The organism is Polaromonas sp., assembly GCF_029945925.1.
Classification (GTDB): domain Bacteria; phylum Pseudomonadota; class Gammaproteobacteria; order Burkholderiales; family Burkholderiaceae_C; genus Polaromonas.
The window spans coordinates 14,605-32,573 of the sequence record NZ_JAQSDN010000024.1 but is presented as its reverse complement, the minus strand read 5'-3'; the positions used below and the strand labels follow the sequence as shown (position 1 = coordinate 32,573).

Annotated in this window: 11 protein-coding genes; 7 read left to right on the top strand and 4 right to left on the bottom strand. The window is 64.5% G+C overall.

Going from position 1 to position 17,969, the window contains the following annotated elements:
* Positions 1-12: 12 nt before the first annotated feature.
* Together PSV40_RS06185 and PSV40_RS06180 are read left to right on the top strand one after the other, a co-directional pair.
* On the top strand, positions 13-1,014 hold the full coding sequence (locus PSV40_RS06185; protein ID WP_300535554.1) for an integron integrase: 1,002 nt from the start codon (positions 13-15) through the stop codon (positions 1,012-1,014).
* A gap of 259 nt (positions 1,015-1,273) precedes the next feature.
* Positions 1,274-1,909 carry an ATP-binding cassette domain-containing protein gene (locus PSV40_RS06180; protein ID WP_300535551.1) on the top strand — a complete coding sequence of 212 codons (636 nt, stop codon included), beginning with the start codon at positions 1,274-1,276 and terminating at the stop codon, positions 1,907-1,909.
* Here PSV40_RS06180 and PSV40_RS06175 read toward each other — a convergent pair.
* The 4 genes from PSV40_RS06175 to PSV40_RS06160 all read right to left on the bottom strand — a co-directional run bounded on the left by PSV40_RS06175 (position 1,890) and on the right by PSV40_RS06160 (position 5,773).
* On the bottom strand, positions 1,890-2,546 hold the full coding sequence (locus tag PSV40_RS06175; RefSeq protein WP_300535597.1) for a tRNA-uridine aminocarboxypropyltransferase: 657 nt from the start codon (positions 2,544-2,546) through the stop codon (positions 1,890-1,892). The genes PSV40_RS06180 and PSV40_RS06175 overlap by 20 nt on opposite strands.
* Positions 2,547-2,616: 70 nt before the next feature.
* On the bottom strand, positions 2,617-3,810 hold the full coding sequence (locus PSV40_RS06170) for an AI-2E family transporter (RefSeq protein ID WP_300535549.1): 1,194 nt from the start codon (positions 3,808-3,810) through the stop codon (positions 2,617-2,619).
* 158 nt (positions 3,811-3,968) lie between these two features.
* Positions 3,969-4,715 (bottom strand): LytTR family DNA-binding domain-containing protein, encoded by a 747-nt coding sequence (locus PSV40_RS06165; RefSeq protein WP_300535546.1) that lies wholly within the window; start codon positions 4,713-4,715, stop codon positions 3,969-3,971.
* Positions 4,712-5,773 (bottom strand): histidine kinase, encoded by a 1,062-nt coding sequence (locus tag PSV40_RS06160; RefSeq protein ID WP_300535543.1) that lies wholly within the window; start codon positions 5,771-5,773, stop codon positions 4,712-4,714. Before PSV40_RS06160 ends, PSV40_RS06165 begins: the two co-directional genes overlap by 4 nt.
* A gap of 217 nt (positions 5,774-5,990) precedes the next feature.
* Here PSV40_RS06160 and argH point away from each other — a divergent pair, with 217 nt between their 5' ends.
* The 5 genes from argH to PSV40_RS06135 all read left to right on the top strand — a co-directional run bounded on the left by argH (position 5,991) and on the right by PSV40_RS06135 (position 17,899).
* Complete coding sequence (gene argH, locus PSV40_RS06155; protein WP_300535540.1) at positions 5,991-7,406, top strand: argininosuccinate lyase; 1,416 nt, start codon at positions 5,991-5,993, stop codon at positions 7,404-7,406.
* Between the two features lie 147 nt (positions 7,407-7,553).
* Complete coding sequence (locus PSV40_RS06150) at positions 7,554-13,484, top strand: MG2 domain-containing protein (protein WP_300535595.1); 5,931 nt, start codon at positions 7,554-7,556, stop codon at positions 13,482-13,484.
* Positions 13,485-13,486: 2 nt separating this feature from the next.
* Entirely contained in the window at positions 13,487-14,203 is a 717-nt protein-coding gene (locus tag PSV40_RS06145; RefSeq protein ID WP_300535537.1) for a hypothetical protein, read from the top strand.
* Entirely contained in the window at positions 14,200-16,668 is a 2,469-nt protein-coding gene (locus PSV40_RS06140; RefSeq protein WP_300535535.1) for a transglycosylase domain-containing protein, read from the top strand. The genes PSV40_RS06145 and PSV40_RS06140 overlap by 4 nt, the downstream gene beginning before the upstream one ends.
* A gap of 76 nt (positions 16,669-16,744) precedes the next feature.
* On the top strand, positions 16,745-17,899 hold the full coding sequence (locus PSV40_RS06135; RefSeq protein ID WP_300535532.1) for an alpha-hydroxy acid oxidase: 1,155 nt from the start codon (positions 16,745-16,747) through the stop codon (positions 17,897-17,899).
* The last annotated feature ends 70 nt before the right edge of the window (positions 17,900-17,969 follow it).

The following is a 17,969-nucleotide window of genomic DNA, read 5'->3' as shown; positions in this document are numbered from 1 at the left end:
GGTTGAACCACTATGAACCCTGTCGCCTATCTTCCCCAATCCAAGCGCCTGCTGGAGCAGGTGAGCGAGGTCATTCGTTACAAACACTATAGCCTGAAGACCGAGCAGGCTTATGTGTACTGGGTTCGTTTTTTTGTCCGCTGGTGTGGGCGGGGCGGGCAAATGCGGCATCCGCGCGACATGGGCGCTTTGGAGGTCACGCAGTTTCTGACGATGCTTGCCAATGAGCGGCGGGTGTCGGTCTCCACACACAACCAGGCGCTCAGTTCCCTGCTGTTTTTATACCGCGAGGTACTGGGGCTTGATCTGCCCTGGCTCACCGAGTTGCAGCGACCGACCCGGCCCCGGCGAATTCCCTCGGTGCTGACCACGGCGGAAGTCGGCGCTTTGTTGGGCGCACTGGATGGCGAGATGGCTTTGCTGGCCAAGTTGTTGTATGGCACGGGCATGCGTTTGATGGAGGGTTTGCGCCTGCGAATCAAGGACGTGGATTTTGATCGCAAGGTGCTGGTGGTGCGTGAGGCCAAAGGCGGCAAAGACCGTGTGGTGATGTTGCCGCGCTCTCTGCATGACGCTCTCAAGGTGCAGGTGCGCCGGGCCCGGGCCATATGGGCACATGACCGCGAAGCAGGCGTTGCCGGTGTTGAAGTACCTGATGCGCTGTCAGTCAAGTACCCCGACCTGGGGCGGCGCTGGGGCTGGTTCTGGGTATTTCCCGCGCCTCAGCTGTCGGTGGATCCCCGCTCTCAGATAGAGCGCCGGCACCATCTGTATGAAGAGCGCTTGCAGCGCGCCATCAAGCTGGCCGGCGCTGCAGCCGGGATCGTCAAGCCCCTGTCGGTGCACACCTTGCGCCACAGCTTTGCCACGCATCTTCTGCAGTCGGGCACCGACATCCGCACGGTGCAGGAACTGCTGGGTCACTCCGACGTGAGCACCACCATGATTTACACGCATGTGCTGAAGGTCGCCGCAGGCGGCACGGCAAGCCCGCTGGATGCGCTGACCGCCTGATTTGCTATGCATTCAATAGCTGCTGGCGCCCGTTGCGTAAGGGCCAACGCGCGTTTTTATACATAAATGGGGGCGTAAACAGGCTCATCGTAACCAAAAGCACGGACATTCATGTATCAGATCAGCCGTTTCCCCATATGGCACGGGCACAGGCAGCTATTAAATTAGGAGCGTCTGCGACCCAGCGTCGCACTGCACCAACTCTGTCCCGGCGCCTGCGGGCACAGGATAAGTTCCCGGAGTCGTGTCCAATACCGGCATGACCACCCCCACCGCTCCCGCCATTCTTGAAGTCAAAGGCCTGGGCTTTCGCTACCCTGAACGCACCTTGTTTGCGGACTGGTCGGCTTCGCTGCCGCCCGGTGTCACGCTGGTACTGGGCGGCGACGGACGTGGCAAGACGACGCTGCTGCGCCTGCTGGCAGGGGATCTGGCGGCCGATGCAGGCGAACTCAGCATCAAGGGAATCACCCTGGAAACCCGCGCGAAGGACTACCGCCGGCAGGTGTTCTGGACAGAGCCACGCACGGAGGCGTTTGACCAGATGACACCGGCGCACTACTTCGATGTGCAGCGCAGCACGTATGCCGGCTTTGACGACGGCGTGCTGGCCACCTGTGTGCATGGTCTGGCGCTGGCGTCGGAGTTGAACAAGCAGCTTTTCATGCTGTCTACCGGCTCAAAGCGCAAGGTCTGGCTGGCGGCGGCGTTTGCCTCGGGCGCGGCGCTCACCCTGCTGGACATGCCGTTTGCCGCGCTGGACAAGGCGTCGATTGGTTTTGTTCTGGCGCTGCTGCAAGATGCCGCCGCCCATCCCGCGCGCGCCTTCGTGGTGGCCGACTATGCGGCACCGGCCGGTGTGCCCCTGGCGGGTGTTATCGACCTGGGCGACTAGGAAGGTAGCCGAGCTGCTGCGCCACAAAACCGTCAAAGGCCGTCAACAGCGGTTCAAACTTCCCGGCATTGCCTTCAAGCTGCATCAGCGCTGCACAGGTCGCCTCCAGCGTCGACAACTGGCCGGGCCGGTGGGCTTTGCGGATGCCGTAACGCGACGGCGGCAAGCCCTGCAGCGACAGGCGCGGCAAGTGTTGCAGCGGCGGACTGAGGTAAAGCATCTTGCGGCTCTTGCGCCAGGAGCCGTCGAGCACGATCAGGCGCAGCCGGGACGGTTCGCGCAGCCACCCGGCCGGCAAGGCGGGCGGGGCCGGCACGCCCAGCGCCCGCTCTTGCGGCATGTCCGGGTACAAAAGAAGGTTGTGCCGCGGAGCACCCGCCACGGCCCCGGGCGCCTCGAACGGTGCCGCCAGCAGGGCCGCGTCGGCAAACACCTCACCCGTCAGCATGCGGCTGTGCGGCAGGCTCAGGTGCAGCAGCCGCGCGCTGCCCTTGGGGTGATCGACCTCCAGCGGGTGCTGCAGGATCAGCACCTCGACCTCGTGCGCCACCGGCGTGACCCAGGCGCAGATGCAGGCGCTTTGCGGACGCAGGCAGCCGGCACATTGCGGGCGGCGAGGCGGCGATGCATTCACTATCAAATCAATAGCAGTCTGCGCAGGCCATGAAAGGGCTAGAGGCCAAAATGATTAAAATATCCCGCCCGACTCAGGGACCCAGAAACTCACCCAGGGGCTTGAGATCGTCCACCCGGTCGCAGACCGACTTGACCATCATCAGGATGGGAACGCCCAGCAGCAGCCCCCACACGCCCCAGAGCCAGCCCCAGGCCAGAAGGCCTACAAAAACCGCCACCGGGCTCAGGCGGCTGGCCCGGCTGGTGAGCCAGGGCGTGATCAGGTTGCCGACGATGGTGTGGATGACCAGCGAGGCGCCGCCAACCACCAGCGCCATGTTCAGCGTGCCGAACTGCAGGAAACCGACCAGCGCCGTCGCGGCCGCGGTGATCAGCGAGCCCACATAAGGCACGAAGTTGAGCACGAAGGCGGCAATGCCCCAGACCGCCGCGTTCTCCAGCCCGATGGCCAGCAGGGCCAGCCAGGTCAGCACCCCGACCAGCGCGCTGGTGAGCAGTTGCACCTGCAGGTAGCGCTGGATCTGGCCGGTGATTTCATGCAGGGCCTGCAACGTCACTTTTTTCTTGCTGAGGCTGGGGCCGGCCAGCTTGAGCAGCTTGCGCCGGAAGCTGTCGCCCGAAAGCAGCAGGAAGTAGGTCAGGAAAATGACCGCAACCGCCTGACCGATCAGGGTGATCAGGCCAATGGTGCCGGTCCAGAGATAGTCCTTGACGTTGAAACTTGCCCGCTCCACCACCACCCGCATGGCGCCGCGGGTGTTGCCCGGTTTGGCGCCGTCCTGGGTGGCCTGCTCGATTTGCGACGCGGCCTTCTGCACGGTGTCCAGCGTGCTGTCCGACTGACCGGTCTTGACCTTCGTCGCGTTGCGGAATTTTTGCGCGGCCACGGGCAGCGACTCCACCAGTTGCGCCGCGTTGTCCCTGAGGGACCAGGTGGTCGAACCGATGGCGCCGAAAATCGCCAGCAGCAGCACGGCAGAACTGAGCCAGCGCGGCACGCGTTTGAGTTCCAGCCAGTTGACCACCGGCGAGAGCGCATAACTGAACAACACGCCGAGCATCACCGGAATGAACACCGCCTTGGCCCAGTGCAGCACGAACAGGATGGCCAGGCCGGCCAGCACCATCAGCGACATGTTGCGGATGTCCACCGGCATGTGCAGGAGCAGGCGATCCGGCTCCGGGAACGTCGTCACCGCGGGCTCGGCAGGCGCCGCGGAGACAGGCTTTGCCGGCAAGGTCTCGGGCACGTTTTCTTCAGTCATCTGTGTTCCTTGTCTGGCGCTCCACGGGGTTTTACCGGCAAAGCCGTCCCGGGGCGAAGTCTCCGTTCCTGTACCGGGCCCATTTCATCGCGGCCGGCGGCAGGCCGGTGCAGGACGCTGCCGCCAGACCGGGTAGGGGTTCGAGCCAGGCGGCGTGTTCAAGCGGCGATGGCCTCGCGCACTGCGCTGAGCTGGCGGCGCGAAACCGCCAGCAACTCGTCGATGCCGTTGAGCCGCACGGCCCAGCCCTCCCCTTCTTCGGGATCAAAGTGTTTTTCAAGCGCGCGCACCGCGCGGCGGGCCACCAGCGCATTGCGGTGGATGCGCATGAACTGCTGGGGGTATTTTTCCTCCAGTTCGTTGAGGCTGCCGTCGAGGATGTAGCTTTTGCCCGCCGTGCGCACCGTGATGTACTTGAGTTCGGCCTTGAGGTACAGCACCTCGGCCAGCGGCACACGCTCGGTCCGGCCGCGGTCCTGGATGATCAGGAAATCACCATTCGAATCGGCCTCCAGCCCTTTACCCGCCTGCGCAAGCCGCTCCACTTTTTGTAGCGCCTGCTGCAGCCGCTCGAGCCGCACGGGTTTGGTCAGGTAGTCCACCGCCTCGAGATCGAAGGCCTGCACCGCATGTTCGGAATGCGCGGTGACAAACACCACCGCCGGCGGCTGCGGCATGCGGGCGATGGTCTGCGCCAGGGCGATGCCGTCGGCGCCGGGCATGCGGATGTCGAGCAGGACCACATCAAAGGTTTCGCGGCGCAGGGCGTCCATGGCCTGCACCGCATGCGCGGCTTCGGCGGCCACGCAGGCGGGCGGCGCCGTGCAGTCGCCCAGCAGCGTGCGCAGGCGCGAACGCGCCAGCGCCTCGTCATCCACAATCAGCGCCCTCAACTTGCCAGTCATAGCGGAATCTCCAGTCTCACTTGAAACACACCGTCCTTGAACACGGTCTTGAATTGCGCCTGCACATCGTGCAGCAGCGCCAGGCGCTCGCGCACATTGGCCAGCGCCAGCCCGTGCCCCCGCTCACCGACGCCGGCCGGGGTGGAATTGGTCACCTTGAGCACCACCACGCTGCCGCGCCGCTCGGTGCTGATCTTGATCTGCGCACCCTGGGCGCTGGGCTCCACGCCATGGCGCACCGCATTTTCCACCAGCGGCTGCAGCAGCAGCGGCGGCAATTTGGCGGGGTCGGCCTCGGGGTCCAGGGTCCATTGCACCTGCAGACGCTCGCCAAAACGGATCTGCTCGATCGCCATGTAACGCTGCGCCAGGGCAATTTCCTGCCCCAGCGTGACCGACTCGGTCTGGTCGGCCAGCGCATGGCGAAACAGCTCGCTGAGGTCTTCCAGCACGGCTTCTGCCTTGGCCGGTTCGGCGCGCACCAGCGCGATCGCACTGTTGAGCGTGTTGAACAGAAAATGCGGCCGGATGCGCGATTGCAGTTCGGCCAGGCGCGCCGCCGTGGCCGCCGGTGTGCGCGCCTTGGCGCGCCAGACCAGCCCGGCTACCAGCACCGCCGACAACAGGGCGCCGGCCGCGGCGCTGGCCCACCAGGGCGCCGGATCGAGCAGGTTCAGCAACACCAGCAGGCCGCAGCCATACAGGCCCGCCAGCGCGCCCAGGGCCACGCCGGCCACCCACTGCTGCGTCGTGCCGAGTCGGGCCAGCCGCCCCTTGAGCACGCAGGCAGCGATCAGCCAGGCCAGTGTGGCGGGCAGCACGCCGCCGGTCAGCAGCGAAAAACGCAGCAGCCAGTCGACAAAGACGCCGGCGCCGAACATCGCGCCGACGCCCACCACCGCCTCGACAAACAGCACGGCGCGCAGCACCACGCCGACATTGCAGGCGTCAAACACATTGACACGGACTGGCAGGGGCGCAGACACGTCCCCGGGCTGGCTGTAACCACCCAGCACGGTCGACTCGCCAAAAGACGAAAGGTCGGGCTTGAACTGCATGAAAAGGCTCGTTTGCTCCGTGTCCGGTTCTGCGCGCGGGCTGACCCCGGGGGTCCCGGGCCCCCGCTTGACGGGGCTTTCCTGCACGCAGATAAAATCCCTAGTATTGCACCGGCAGCCCGCTTGAAACCGGCGTCAAACCCGTACTTCCCCCAATAATGTTGTCGCAGCGAGACGCCATCGCTGCCGCCAGACGGTCCTCCACAGAAAGCCTCCCGTGAGCCAACTCGACAAAAAATCCCAAGCCTGGTCCGCCCTGTTCTCCGAACCCATGAGCGACCTGGTCAAGCGTTACACCGCCAGCGTGTTTTTTGACAAGCGCCTGTGGCAGGCCGACATCGCCGGCTCGCTTGCCCATGCCGAGATGCTGGCGGCGCAAAAAATCCTCGGCGCCGCCGACCATGCGGCCATTCAGCAGGGGCTGGCGCAGATCAGTCAGGACATCGAATCCGGTGCCTTTGAATGGAAGCTGGACCTCGAAGACGTGCACCTGAACATCGAGGCGCGCCTGACCCAACTCGTCGGCGACGCCGGCAAACGCCTGCACACCGGCCGCTCCCGCAACGACCAGGTCGCCACCGACGTGCGCCTGTGGCTGCGCGGCGAGATCGACCTGATTGATGCGCTGCTGACCGACCTGCAAAAGGCGCTGGTGGACATCGCCGAGAAAAACGTCGAGGTCATCCTGCCCGGCTTCACCCACCTGCAGGTGGCCCAGCCGGTGAGCTTTGGCCACCACATGCTGGCTTATGTCGAGATGTTTGCGCGTGACGCCGAGCGCCTGCAGGACGTGCGCAAACGCGTCAACCGCCTGCCGCTGGGCGCCGCCGCGCTGGCCGGCACCAGCTACCCGCTGGACCGCGAACGTGTCGCCACAACCCTGGGCATGGTCGATGACAAGGGCCAGCCGCAGGTCTGCCAGAACAGCCTGGACGCGGTGAGCGACCGCGACTTCGCGATTGAATTCACCGCCGCCGCCGCGCTGGCCATGGTGCACATCAGCCGCATGAGCGAGGAACTGATTTTGTGGATGAGCCAGAACTTCGGCTTCATCGATATTGCCGACCGCTTCACCACCGGCTCGTCCATCATGCCGCAGAAGAAAAACCCCGACGTGCCCGAACTCGCACGCGGCAAGACCGGCCGCGTGGTCGGCCACCTGATGGGCCTGATCACCCTGATGAAGGGCCAGCCGCTGGCCTACAACAAGGACAACCAGGAAGACAAGGAGCCGCTGTTCGACACCGTGGACACGCTGAAAGACACGCTGCGCATTTTTGCCGAGATGGTGGGTGGCATCACCGTCAAGCCCGAAGCGATGGAGCGCGCCGCGCTCAAGGGTTACGCCACCGCCACCGACCTGGCCGACTACATGGTCAAGAAAGGCCTGCCCTTCCGCGATGCCCATGAGGCCGTGGCGCACGCCGTCAAGGCCGCCATCTCCCACGCGGTGGATTTGTCAGAGCTGCCGCTGGCGGTGCTGCAGGAGTTCAACCCCAAGATCGAGAAAGACGTGTACGACGTGCTGAGCCTGCGCGGCTCGCTGAACGCCCGCAACACGCTGGGCGGCACGGCACCAGTGCAGGTGCGCGCGCAAATTGCACGGCACCGTAGCCGGCTCACCCCGGGCTGAGCCGGCCGGCCTTGATGTTCGGCTGAAAAGCCGGGGTGATGCCCGCCTTTTTTTTGCGCCTTTGTTCCGTGAGCCTGCGCTGTTTTGTTACCTGCAAATCGGCTACGCTTGACCTCCTAACGAGGAGGAACCGTGGCCACAAGCACCATGAGAACAGCCGCAGCCCTGGCGGCAGCCGCTGCTTTGTACCTGCCCACCAGCGCGCAGGCCCTGCAGGTCACCAGTCGCTCGCCCCAGGGGGAAATTGCCAAGGTACGGCAGATTGCCGTCAAGTTTGATGAAAGCGCCGTCAACTTCGGCGACCCCAAAGCGCCCGCCCCCGTCAGCCTGAGCTGCAGCGACGCGCAGGCCACCAAAGGCTCGGGCCGCTGGATCAGCGACCGCCAGTGGGCGTTTGAATTCGAGAATGATCTGCCGCCCGGCGTCAGCTGCACGCTGCAGGGCATCACCACCTTCCGTTCACCCAGAGGTCAGGCCATCAGCGGCAAGCTGTCGTGGAAGTTCAACACCGGTGGTCCATTCGTGCAGAACCTGCGGCCCGGCACTTACCAGCGCATCGACGAAGAACAGTACTTCGTGCTGCAGCTCAACGGCCCGGCCACACTGGCCAGCGTGCGCGAAAACGTGTGGTGCTCGGTCGAGGGCCTGGGCGAGCGGGTTCCCGTGAAACTGATCGAAGGCAAGGAGCGGGAGGCGCTGCTCAAGTCGCAGAACCTGGACAAGGCAGCAGAAAAAGACCCCTTGCGCGTGGTGACGCTGGCCTGCAACCGCCGCCTCACACCGGCCAGCAAGCTCCAACTGGTCTATGGCAAAGGCGTGAGCACACCCAGCGGCGTGGCCAACTCGGTGGAGCGGCGCTACAACTTCCAGGTGCGCGAGCCGTTTTCCGCCAGCTTCAACTGCGAGCGCGAAAACGCGCAGTCGGCCTGCCTGCCGATACGCCCCATGCGCCTGGACTTCAACGCGCCGGTACCGCGCAAGCTGGCCGAGGCGATTCGCCTCAAATCTGCCAAAGACACGCTCAAGCCGGTGTTCGACACAGAGGGCGGCGACGGCGACAACGTGGTCAACGGTGTCAGCTTCCAGCCGCCTTTTGCAGAGCAGACCGCCTTCACGGTGGAGCTTCCCAAAGACTTCAAGGACGCTTCCGGCCGCGCCCTGCGCAATGCCGACAACTTTCCTTTGAAGTTCGCCACCGGCGCCATGCCGCCGCTGGCCAAATTTTCCGCCGCACCGTTTGGCATCGTCGAGCGTTTTGCCGAACCCGGCGCCAAAGCGGGTGACCCGGCGCTGCTGCCGGTCACGCTGCGCAACGTCGAAGCCGCGCTGCAGGTCAGGGGCCTGGCGCCGGGCAAGGTCAGCGACCTGCAGCCCAAAACCGATGCCGACATCATTGCCTGGTTCCGCAAGATAGAGCATTACAACGGCTACCAGGTGGACCGCGGCCAGGCCGGCAGGGACGTGAAGGGCCCTCTGCCCAAGGCCATTGACGCGCAAAGCAAAGAGTACGTGCAGTCGCGCATGCTCTCGCTGCTCAATGGCCAACCCGGCGTGAAAACGCTGGACTTGCCGAAGCCGGCCAGTGGTGACCCTCGACCGTTCGAGGTCATCGGTATCCCGCTCTCGCCCGGCTTTCACGTGGTCGAAATTGCCTCGCCAAAGCTCGGTGCCTCTCTGCTCGACGAACGCCACGGTGACAGCCGGACCATGGTTGTGCGTACCTCCGCGCTGGTCACCAACCTGGGCGTGCATTTCAAGCTGGGCCGCGAAAACGCGCTGGCTTGGGTGACCACGCTGGACAAGGGTGCACCCGTCGCCGGCGCCGCCGTGCGTGTCTCCAGCTGCGATGGCAAGGAGCTGGCCAAGGCCACGACCGATGCGCAAGGCCTTGCCCGCTTCACCGGCCTGTCGTCCGACCCGCTGCGCTGCGACGATGACGACGCCGGCAACACCTACTTTGTGAGCGCGCGCGCCACGGTGGACGGCATCGAAGACATGGCCTTCACCTGGAGCAACTGGCAAAAAGGCATTGAACCCTGGCGCTTCAATGTGCCCACCAGTCAGGACCCGCAGCCCGATGCGCGCGCCCACACCATTTTCGACCGCACGCTGCTGCGGGCCGGAGAAACCGTGTCGATGAAACACATTCTGCGCACCGAGACCAGCCGCGGGTTTGGCATCGTCGAAGCGCCGCCCGCCACCCTGGTGGTGACCCACATCGGCAGCGGCCAGCAGTACGCCCAGCCCATCAACTGGCGCAAAACCGCGACGGGTGGACAGAGCGCCGAGAACACGTTTGCGATTCCGCCCGCGGCCAAACTCGGCATCTACGAAGTGCAGCTCAAAGCCAGCGACGAAAAAAACCGCAGCTTCAGCAGCGGACAATTTCGCGTGGAAGAGTTCCGCCTGCCGGTGCTCGAAGGGCGCATCACCCCGGCCGACAAAAAAGCCCTGATCAACGTGAGCTCGGTGCCCACCGATGTGCAGGTCAACTACGTCTCCGGCGGCGCCGCCGTCAATCTGCCGGTGCGCGTGTCGGCACTGGTGCGCGGCAAAACCCTGAGTTACAGCGATCACGAGGCCTTCAGCTTCTCGCCGCCGCGCGCCCGGCGCGGGGAAGGCAGCGAAGGCGAGGAGGAGGCCACGGCCGCGCAGGACCAGCGCGTGATTGCCGACAAACTGCCCCTCACGCTGGACCGCAACGGTGCCGGCAAGCTCACCATCCAGGACGTGCCGGCCGGCAAGCAGCCCAGGGAGTTGCTGCTCGAAGCCAGCTACGCCGATCCGAACGGCGAGGTGCAGACGATTCGCAGCGTCTCCACGCTCTGGCCGGCCGCCGTGGTCGCCGGCATCAAGACCGAAGGCTGGGTGTCCAGCAGCCAGAAGATCAGGTTCCAGGCGCTGGCCCTGGACCTGGCCGGCAAACCGGCTGCCGGCGTGCCGCTGGAGGTGAAGGCGGTGGCGCGCATCGTCACCACCAGCCGCAAACGCATGGTGGGCGGCTTCTACACCTACGACAACAAGACCGACATCAAGGACCTCGGCAGCGTCTGCAGCGGCAAAAGCGACAGCCGCGGCCTGCTGCTGTGTGAGGCCAGACTCGGCGAGCCCGGCGAAGTCGAACTGGTCGTGACCGCGAAGGACGGCAGCGGCAACTCCATCCAGGCCGCCAGCTCGGTCTATGTCACCAAACAGGGCGAGCTCTGGTTTGGCGGCGAGGACCACGACCGCATGGACGTGCTGCCCGAGAAGAAGACCTACCAGCCCGGCGAGACCGCCAAATTCCAGGTGCGCATGCCCTTCCGTTTTGCAACCGCACTGGTGGCGATTGAACGCGAAGGCATCATCGAGACCCAGGTGGTGCAGCTCAACGGCCAGGACCCAACGATTCAGCTGCAAGTCAAGGACGGCTGGGGCCCGAACGTGTACGTCAGTGTGCTGGCCCTGCGCGGCCGCCTGCGCGAAGTGCCGTGGTACAGCTTCTTCACCTGGGGATTCAAGGCGCCGCGTGAATGGTGGACCTCGTTCTGGTACGAGGGCCGCGAGTATGTGGCACCCACCGCGCTGGTGGACCTGAGCAAACCGGCCTTCCGCCTCGGCGTGGCGGAAATTCGCGTCGGCACCCAGGCTCACCAGATCGCGGTGACGGTCAAGGCCGACAAGGAGAGCTACCCGGTGCGCGGCCAGGCCCAGGTCACGATCACGGCGAAGCTGCCCAATGGCCAGCCGGCAGAGGGTGCCGAGGTGGCCGTCGCCGCGGTGGACCAGGCCTTGCTGGAGCTGATGCCCAATGATTCGTGGGACTTGCTGGGCGCCATGCTGCAGCGCCGCTCATGGGGCGTGGAAACCTCGACCGCGCAGATGGAGATCATCGGCCGCAGGCACTACGGCCGCAAGGCCGTGCCGGCCGGCGGTGGCGGCGGGCGCAGCAACACGCGTGAGCTGCTGGACACCTTGCTGCTGTGGAACCCGAAAGTCGTGCTCGACGCCAAAGGCCAGGCCGTGGTCACCGTGCCGCTCAATGACGCGCTGACCACTTTCCAGATTGTCGCGGTGGCCGACAGCGGCACCGGCTTCTTCGGCACCGGCCAGACCAGCATCCGGGCCACGCAGGACCTGCAGATTATCAGCGGCCTGCCGCCACTGGTGCGCGAGGACGACCAGTTCCGCGCGCAGATCACGCTGAGAAACACGACCAACACCGCGATGAAGGTGGAAGTGAGCCCGCGCGCGACCTTGCTCGATCTCAAACCGCAAACCATCGACATTCCTGCAGGTGAAGCGCGTGAAGTGGCCTGGATGGTGACAGCGCCGGCGCAGCTCGCACTCACGCGCGCCGAGGCCATCCTCTGGGAGATTGAAGCCAAAGACACGGTGAGCGGTGCACGCGACGGCCTCAAGGCACGCCAGCGCATCATTCCCGCCGTGCCGCTCACAGTGCAGCAGGCCACGCTGGTGCAGGTCGATGGGTCCTTCACGCTCGACGTGAACCCGCCGGCTGATGCCCTGCCCGGCCGCGGAGGTTTGAAAATGTCACTGCAACCGAAACTCGCAGAGGGCCTGGACGGCGTGCGTGACTGGTGGGCCAATTACCCCTTTGCCTGCCTGGAGCAGAAAACCAGCAAGGCCGTCGGCCTGCGTGACGCCAAACTCTGGCAGACCGTGCTGGCACAACTGCCGGGCTACCTCGACCGCGACGGCCTGGCCAGTTATTTCCCGCCGCGTGACGGCGACGCCTCGCGCGGCAGTGACACCTTGACGGCCTACCTGCTGGCAGCCACCCACGAAGCCGCGGCCCTCAACCCCGCGTTCGCCCTGCCCGACGAAGCCCGCGCGCCGATGGAACGCGGCCTGATCGCCTTTGTCGAAGGGCGTATTCAGCGCGAGTTCTGGAGCCCGCGCAAGGACCTGGACGTGCGCAAGCTCGCCGCGATTGAAGCGCTGTCGCGTTACGGCAAGGCCCAGGGCCGCATGCTGGGCAGCATCACGATTGCACCGAACCAGTGGCCGACCCATGCGGTGATCGACTGGCTGAACATCCTCAAACGTGTGACCGACGTGCCGCAGCGCGAGCAACGCCTTGCCGAGGCGAACCAGGTGCTCAGGTCACGGCTGTCGTGGCAAGGCACCAAAGTCAGCTTCAGCACCGAAAAAGACGACTACTGGTGGTGGCTGATGACCAACGGCGACGTCAACACCGCGCGCCTGATGCTGGCGGTGATGGACGACCCGGCCTGGAAGGACGACATGGGCCGCCTGGCCAACGGTTTCATCGCACGCCAGCAACAAGGCGCCTGGCAAACCACCACCGCCAACCTCTGGGGCGGGCTGGCACTCGACCGCTTCTCGGCGAAGTTCGAAGCCACGCCGGTCGCCGGTATCACCAAGGCCACGCTGGCCGCAGCAACCGCAAGTGTGGACTGGCTCAAGGTCGAACGCATCAAGACAACCGACGCCAGCGGTGCGTCCACCCAGACCACCTTCTTCGGCGCCCCCGCAGCACCGGGTAACCTGCGCAACAACAGCATGTTCCTGCCTTGGGCAAGCAGCGGCAAAGACACGCTGACCGTGATGCACCAGGGCCCCGGCAAACCGTGGCTCACTCTGCAGTCGCTTGCAGCGGTGCAGTTGAAGGCACCGTTCAACGCCGGTTACCAGATCAAGAAGACCATCACACCGGTGGAGCAGGCCGTCAAAGGCATCTACACACGCGGTGACGTGGTCCGCGTTTCGCTGGAAGTCAACGCCAGCGCTGACATGACCTGGGTGGTGATCAGCGACCCGGTGCCCGGCGGCGCGACCATTCTCGGCAGCGGCCTGGGCCGCGACTCGCAGATCGCCACCAGCGGCGAGAAGAAAACGGGCGCGGGCTGGCCCGCGTTCGAGGAGCGCAGCTTCGAGGCCTTCCGCAGCTATTACGAATACCTGCCCAAGGGCGTGGTGAAGATGGAATACACCGTGCGCCTGAACAACGTCGGCGACTTCGCGCTGCCGCCGAGCCGTGTGGAAGCGATGTATGCGCCCGAGATGTTTGGTGAAATACCGAATGCGCGGGTGAAGGTGGAAGCAACACGTTGATCATGAACAACATGCGATTTGTTGCGCACATTGATGTGCTCGGAATGTCTTCCCTCGTCGAGAAAGATGCTGAGTTAGCTTGGCAGCTGCTCTCGGATCTGGTGAGCGTACGTGAAGAAACTCATCGAGTTGGAATCGATTTCCTGGATACAGCGGAACGAGTCCATGTGCCAGATCAAATACAAACAGTCACGTTTTCAGACACGATTGTGCTTTTCACTAAAGGTGAAAGTCTGAAGGATTTGCGTTCAATCATCGTCGTAACGACGGAATTTCTGAATAAAGCGTTGAATCTATGCATTCCGGTCCGCGCCGGCATCGCGTTTGGCACGTTCTTCTTCAACTTAGACAAATCTATGTACGCGGGCCCCGCACTCATCGAGGCTTACCATCTTGGAGAAGCGGCACAGTGGATAGGTATTACGACGTCAAAAGAGGTGTATCAACGCTCCAAGGCCGCGAACTTTCAATCTGGTCGGGCCGATGTGGTGATATCAGCGCCAATACCTCTAAAGGGGAAAAAGCAGGACGGATATGCTGTGAATTGGCCTGCGATCATGGCGACAAGCATCAACGCTCAACCGCCCTTACTGGCGCCACAAATATATGAAGGCTTCTCGCAGTACTTCGGGCCATGGGAGTCACTACCCTTTGATGTAAAAGCAAAGTACGAGAACACAGCGCACTTCATCAATGCTCACTACAGTGGTCAGCAATGAGTTTGACAAGTCATACGATTAGGTCTTGGTCTCTTAAAAGAAGCTTATTCGCTCTGCTTTTAATAGCTGCTTGCGCCCGTCCCGCCTGGGCTGCAACCACATTCGATGAGGTAAAACGCGAATACCGGCCGTCCGACACGCTGGTGCTGGACCGCAGCGGCGAAGTCATCCAGCGCCTGCGCACCGACAGCACGGTGCGGCGCGGCCAGTGGGTGGCGCTGCCGGATATTTCGCCGGCACTGCGCACGGCGCTCGTGCTCAGTGAAGACAAACGGTTTTACGAACACAGCGGCGTGGACTGGCGGGCTGTGTCCAGCGCAGCCTGGGGGAATTTGTGGAACACCAAAACGCGCGGCGCTTCGACGCTCAGCATGCAGCTGGCCGGTTTGCTGGACGAAGACTGGCGGGCCAGCGCCGGTGGTCGCAGCATCACGCAGAAGATCGGCCAGACGGTGTCGGCGCAACTGCTCGAGCGCAGCTGGCGCAAGGACCAGATCCTCGAGGCTTACCTCAACCTTGTGCCTTTTCGCGGCGAGCTTGTCGGTATCGACGCGCTGAGCCGCACCCTGTTCGGCAAGGCCGCGCACGGGCTGGACGAACGCGAGGCTGCCGTGGCGGCCGCGCTGGTGCGGGCGCCGAATGCGAAAGCGGTGCAGGTGTCGCAGCGCGCCTGCGGCGTCCTGAAAGCCATGCAGGCGCCCACCAAAACAGATTGCGCAGGGCTGGACCTGTTTGCCAGCGCGGCGCTGCAGCGGCGGGCTTTTGACGCGACAGAAGGCATGGCGCCGCATCTGGCCAGGAGGTTGCTGGCACTGCACGCGCCGCCCTCACCCCAGCCCTCTCCCAAGGGGCGAGGGAGCAAGGCGGGCTCACTGGTATTGCCCCCTCTCCCTCGGGGAGAGGGTTGGGGTGAGGGATCTTCGAACCTGGGCGGCCACACCCTCACATCCACCCTGCGCGCCCCGCTGCAACGCTTTGCGGTGCAAACCCTCACGCAACAACTGCGCGAGCTGCGCGGCCGCCATGTGGAAGACGGTGCCATCGTCGTGCTCGACAACGCCAGCGGCGAGGTGCTGGCCTGGGTCGGTTCCTCGGGCGAGCTCAGCGACGCGGCCGAGGTCGATGGCGTGCTGGCGCTGCGCCAGCCCGGCTCCACGCTCAAGCCTTTTCTGTATGCCCAGGCGATTGCCGAGCGGCGCATTACGGCCGCATCGCTGCTGGAAGATTCGTCTTCGCAAATCCCCACGGCCGGCGGCCTCTACATTCCGCAAAATTACGACCGCCAGTTCAAGGGCCTGGTGTCCAGCCGCACCGCGCTGGGTGCCTCGCTCAACGTGCCGGCCGTGCGCACACTCGTGATGGTCTCGCCCGACGCCTTCCACAAGCAGCTCCGGGCAGTGGGCCTGCCTTTGCGGGAAACCGGCGACTACTACGGCTACAGCCTGGCGCTGGGCAGCAGCGAGGTCTCGCTGCTGGCGCTGGCCAATGCCTACCGCGCGCTGGCCAATGGCGGGCGCTACGGCGCGGTGTCATTCGGGGAGCCCTCACCCCTGCCCTCTCCCCAAGGGCGAGGGAGTAACACCAGCAGTACACCGGCCTCGCGATCTTCTTCTGACACCCTCTCCTCCCGGGAGAGGGCGGGGGTGAGGGCAGCCGCCGCATTCCGTGCAGCACCCGCCATCGACCCCGGCGCCGCCTTCATCGTCAGCGACATCCTCTCGGACCCGCTGGCACGCGCGCGCACCTTCGGTACCGACAGCATCCTCGCCACACGTTTCTGGACCGCGGTGAAAACCGGCACCAGCAAGGACATGCGCGACAACTGGGCGGTGGGTTTCTCGCAGCGTTACACCGTGGGTGTCTGGGTGGGTAACGCCAGCGGCGCGCCCATGTGGGACGTCAGCGGCACCAGCGGCGCCGCACCGGTCTGGGCGGCACTGATGAATTACCTGCACCAGAGCGAGCCCAGCCGCGCACCAGCCCCGCCGGCGGGTGTGATGCAAAAACAGGTGACCTTTGCCGATGCAGCGGGCACGCCGATCGAGGCGGCGCGCAGCGAATGGTTTCTCCGGGGCACGGAGCAGGCCCTTTTTGCTATTTATTCAGGAGCTGCTGGCGCAGACAGGACAAGGGCTGGAGGCGAAAAAGGCTTAAAAAAATCAAACGACGTGGCGGCTGTCGCAGCACGCATCACCACGCCCGCCAACGGCACCATCGTGGCGCTGGACCCCGACATTCCGCCCAACCGCCAACGCGTGAGCTTCAGCGCCCAGGGCGGCGACTTGCGCTGGCTGATGGACGGCAAGCCGTTTGCACGCGGCGCACAAACGCAGTGGCTGCCCTGGCCGGGTCGGCACGTGGTGCAACTGGTGGACGACAGTGGCGAGGTGCTCGACGAGATCCGCATCGAAGTACGCGGCGCCGGTGTGCGCGAAACGAAGGCCGGTAGCGGCGCATCAAAATAATTTCATCCCGGCGGCAGCGTAATTCACGCCGGAAAACCAGCAGCCCGCTACCATGCTGGCACAACAAGGAGACTCCATGCCCGTGATCACCACCATCGAAGACCTGCGCGTTCTGGCCAAAAAGCGCGTGCCGCGCATGTTCTACGACTACGCCGACTCCGGCTCATGGACCGAGAGCACCTACCGCGCCAATGAAAGCGACTTCCAGTCCATCAAGCTGCGCCAGCGCGTGGCCGTCAACATGGAAAACCGCAGCACGGCCACGCAGATGATCGGCCAGAACGTGGCCATGCCGGTGGCGATTGCGCCTACCGGCCTGACCGGCATGCAGCATGCCGATGGCGAGATCCTGGGTGCACGTGCGGCGAAAAAATTCGGCATTCCGTTCACGCTCTCGACCATGAGCATCTGCTCCATCGAGGACGTGGCGGCCGGGACCGATCGCCACCCCTTCTGGTTCCAGCTCTATGTGATGAAGGACCGCGACTTCATCGAACGCCTGATCGACCGCGCCAAGGCCGCCAACTGCTCGGCGCTGGTGCTCACGCTGGACCTGCAGATCCTCGGCCAGCGCCACAAGGACCTCAAGAACGGTTTGAGTGCGCCGCCCAAACCGACACTGGCCACCATCCTGAACCTGATGACCAAGCCGCGCTGGGGCCTGGGCATGCTGGGCACCAAACGCCACGGCTTCGGCAACATCGTCGGCCACGTCAAGGGTGTCGAAAACATGGGCTCACTGTCGGAGTGGACCGCCAAGCAGTTCGACCCGGGCCTGAACTGGGGTGACGTGGAGTGGATCAAGAAACGCTGGGGCGGCAAGCTGATCCTCAAGGGCATCCAGGACGTGGAAGACGCCAAACTCGCGGTCAACTCCGGCGCCGATGCGCTGATCGTGTCCAACCATGGCGGGCGCCAGCTCGACGGCGCCGAGTCGTCGATTCGCGCGCTGCCGCAGATTGTGGACGCCGTGGGCAGCCAGATCGAGGTGCACATGGACGGCGGCATCCGCAGCGGCCAGGATGTGCTCAAGGCACGGGCGCTGGGGGCCAAGGGTACCTACATCGGCCGCTCCTTCCTGTACGGCCTGGGCGCCATGGGTGAAGAAGGCGTGACCAAGGCGCTGCAGATCATCCACCGCGAACTGGATCTGACCATGGCGTTTTGCGGCCACACCAACATCGAAACGGTGGACAAGGGGATTTTGCTACCCGGCACTTACCCGACCTGAAGCCAGCAGCGTTGCAAACCACACAGGGCGCGTCGGCTTGATCCTGTTGGGGAATGCCCCGATGACAAGC

What these genes read in the sequence shown, in the direction of transcription:
- PSV40_RS06185 (WP_300535554.1), top strand. Translation starts at nt 13, where the DNA reads ATGAACCCTGTCGCCTATCTTCCCCAATCCAAGCGCCTGCTGGAGCAG.
- PSV40_RS06180 (WP_300535551.1), top strand. Translation starts at nt 1,274, where the DNA reads ATGACCACCCCCACCGCTCCCGCCATTCTTGAAGTCAAAGGCCTGGGC.
- PSV40_RS06170 (WP_300535549.1), bottom strand. Translation starts at nt 3,810, where the DNA reads ATGACTGAAGAAAACGTGCCCGAGACCTTGCCGGCAAAGCCTGTCTCC.
- PSV40_RS06165 (WP_300535546.1), bottom strand. Translation starts at nt 4,715, where the DNA reads ATGACTGGCAAGTTGAGGGCGCTGATTGTGGATGACGAGGCGCTGGCG.
- PSV40_RS06160 (WP_300535543.1), bottom strand. Translation starts at nt 5,773, where the DNA reads ATGCAGTTCAAGCCCGACCTTTCGTCTTTTGGCGAGTCGACCGTGCTG.
- PSV40_RS06150 (WP_300535595.1), top strand. Translation starts at nt 7,554, where the DNA reads ATGAGAACAGCCGCAGCCCTGGCGGCAGCCGCTGCTTTGTACCTGCCC.
- PSV40_RS06145 (WP_300535537.1), top strand. Translation starts at nt 13,487, where the DNA reads ATGAACAACATGCGATTTGTTGCGCACATTGATGTGCTCGGAATGTCT.
- PSV40_RS06140 (WP_300535535.1), top strand. Translation starts at nt 14,200, where the DNA reads ATGAGTTTGACAAGTCATACGATTAGGTCTTGGTCTCTTAAAAGAAGC.
- PSV40_RS06135 (WP_300535532.1), top strand. Translation starts at nt 16,745, where the DNA reads ATGCCCGTGATCACCACCATCGAAGACCTGCGCGTTCTGGCCAAAAAG.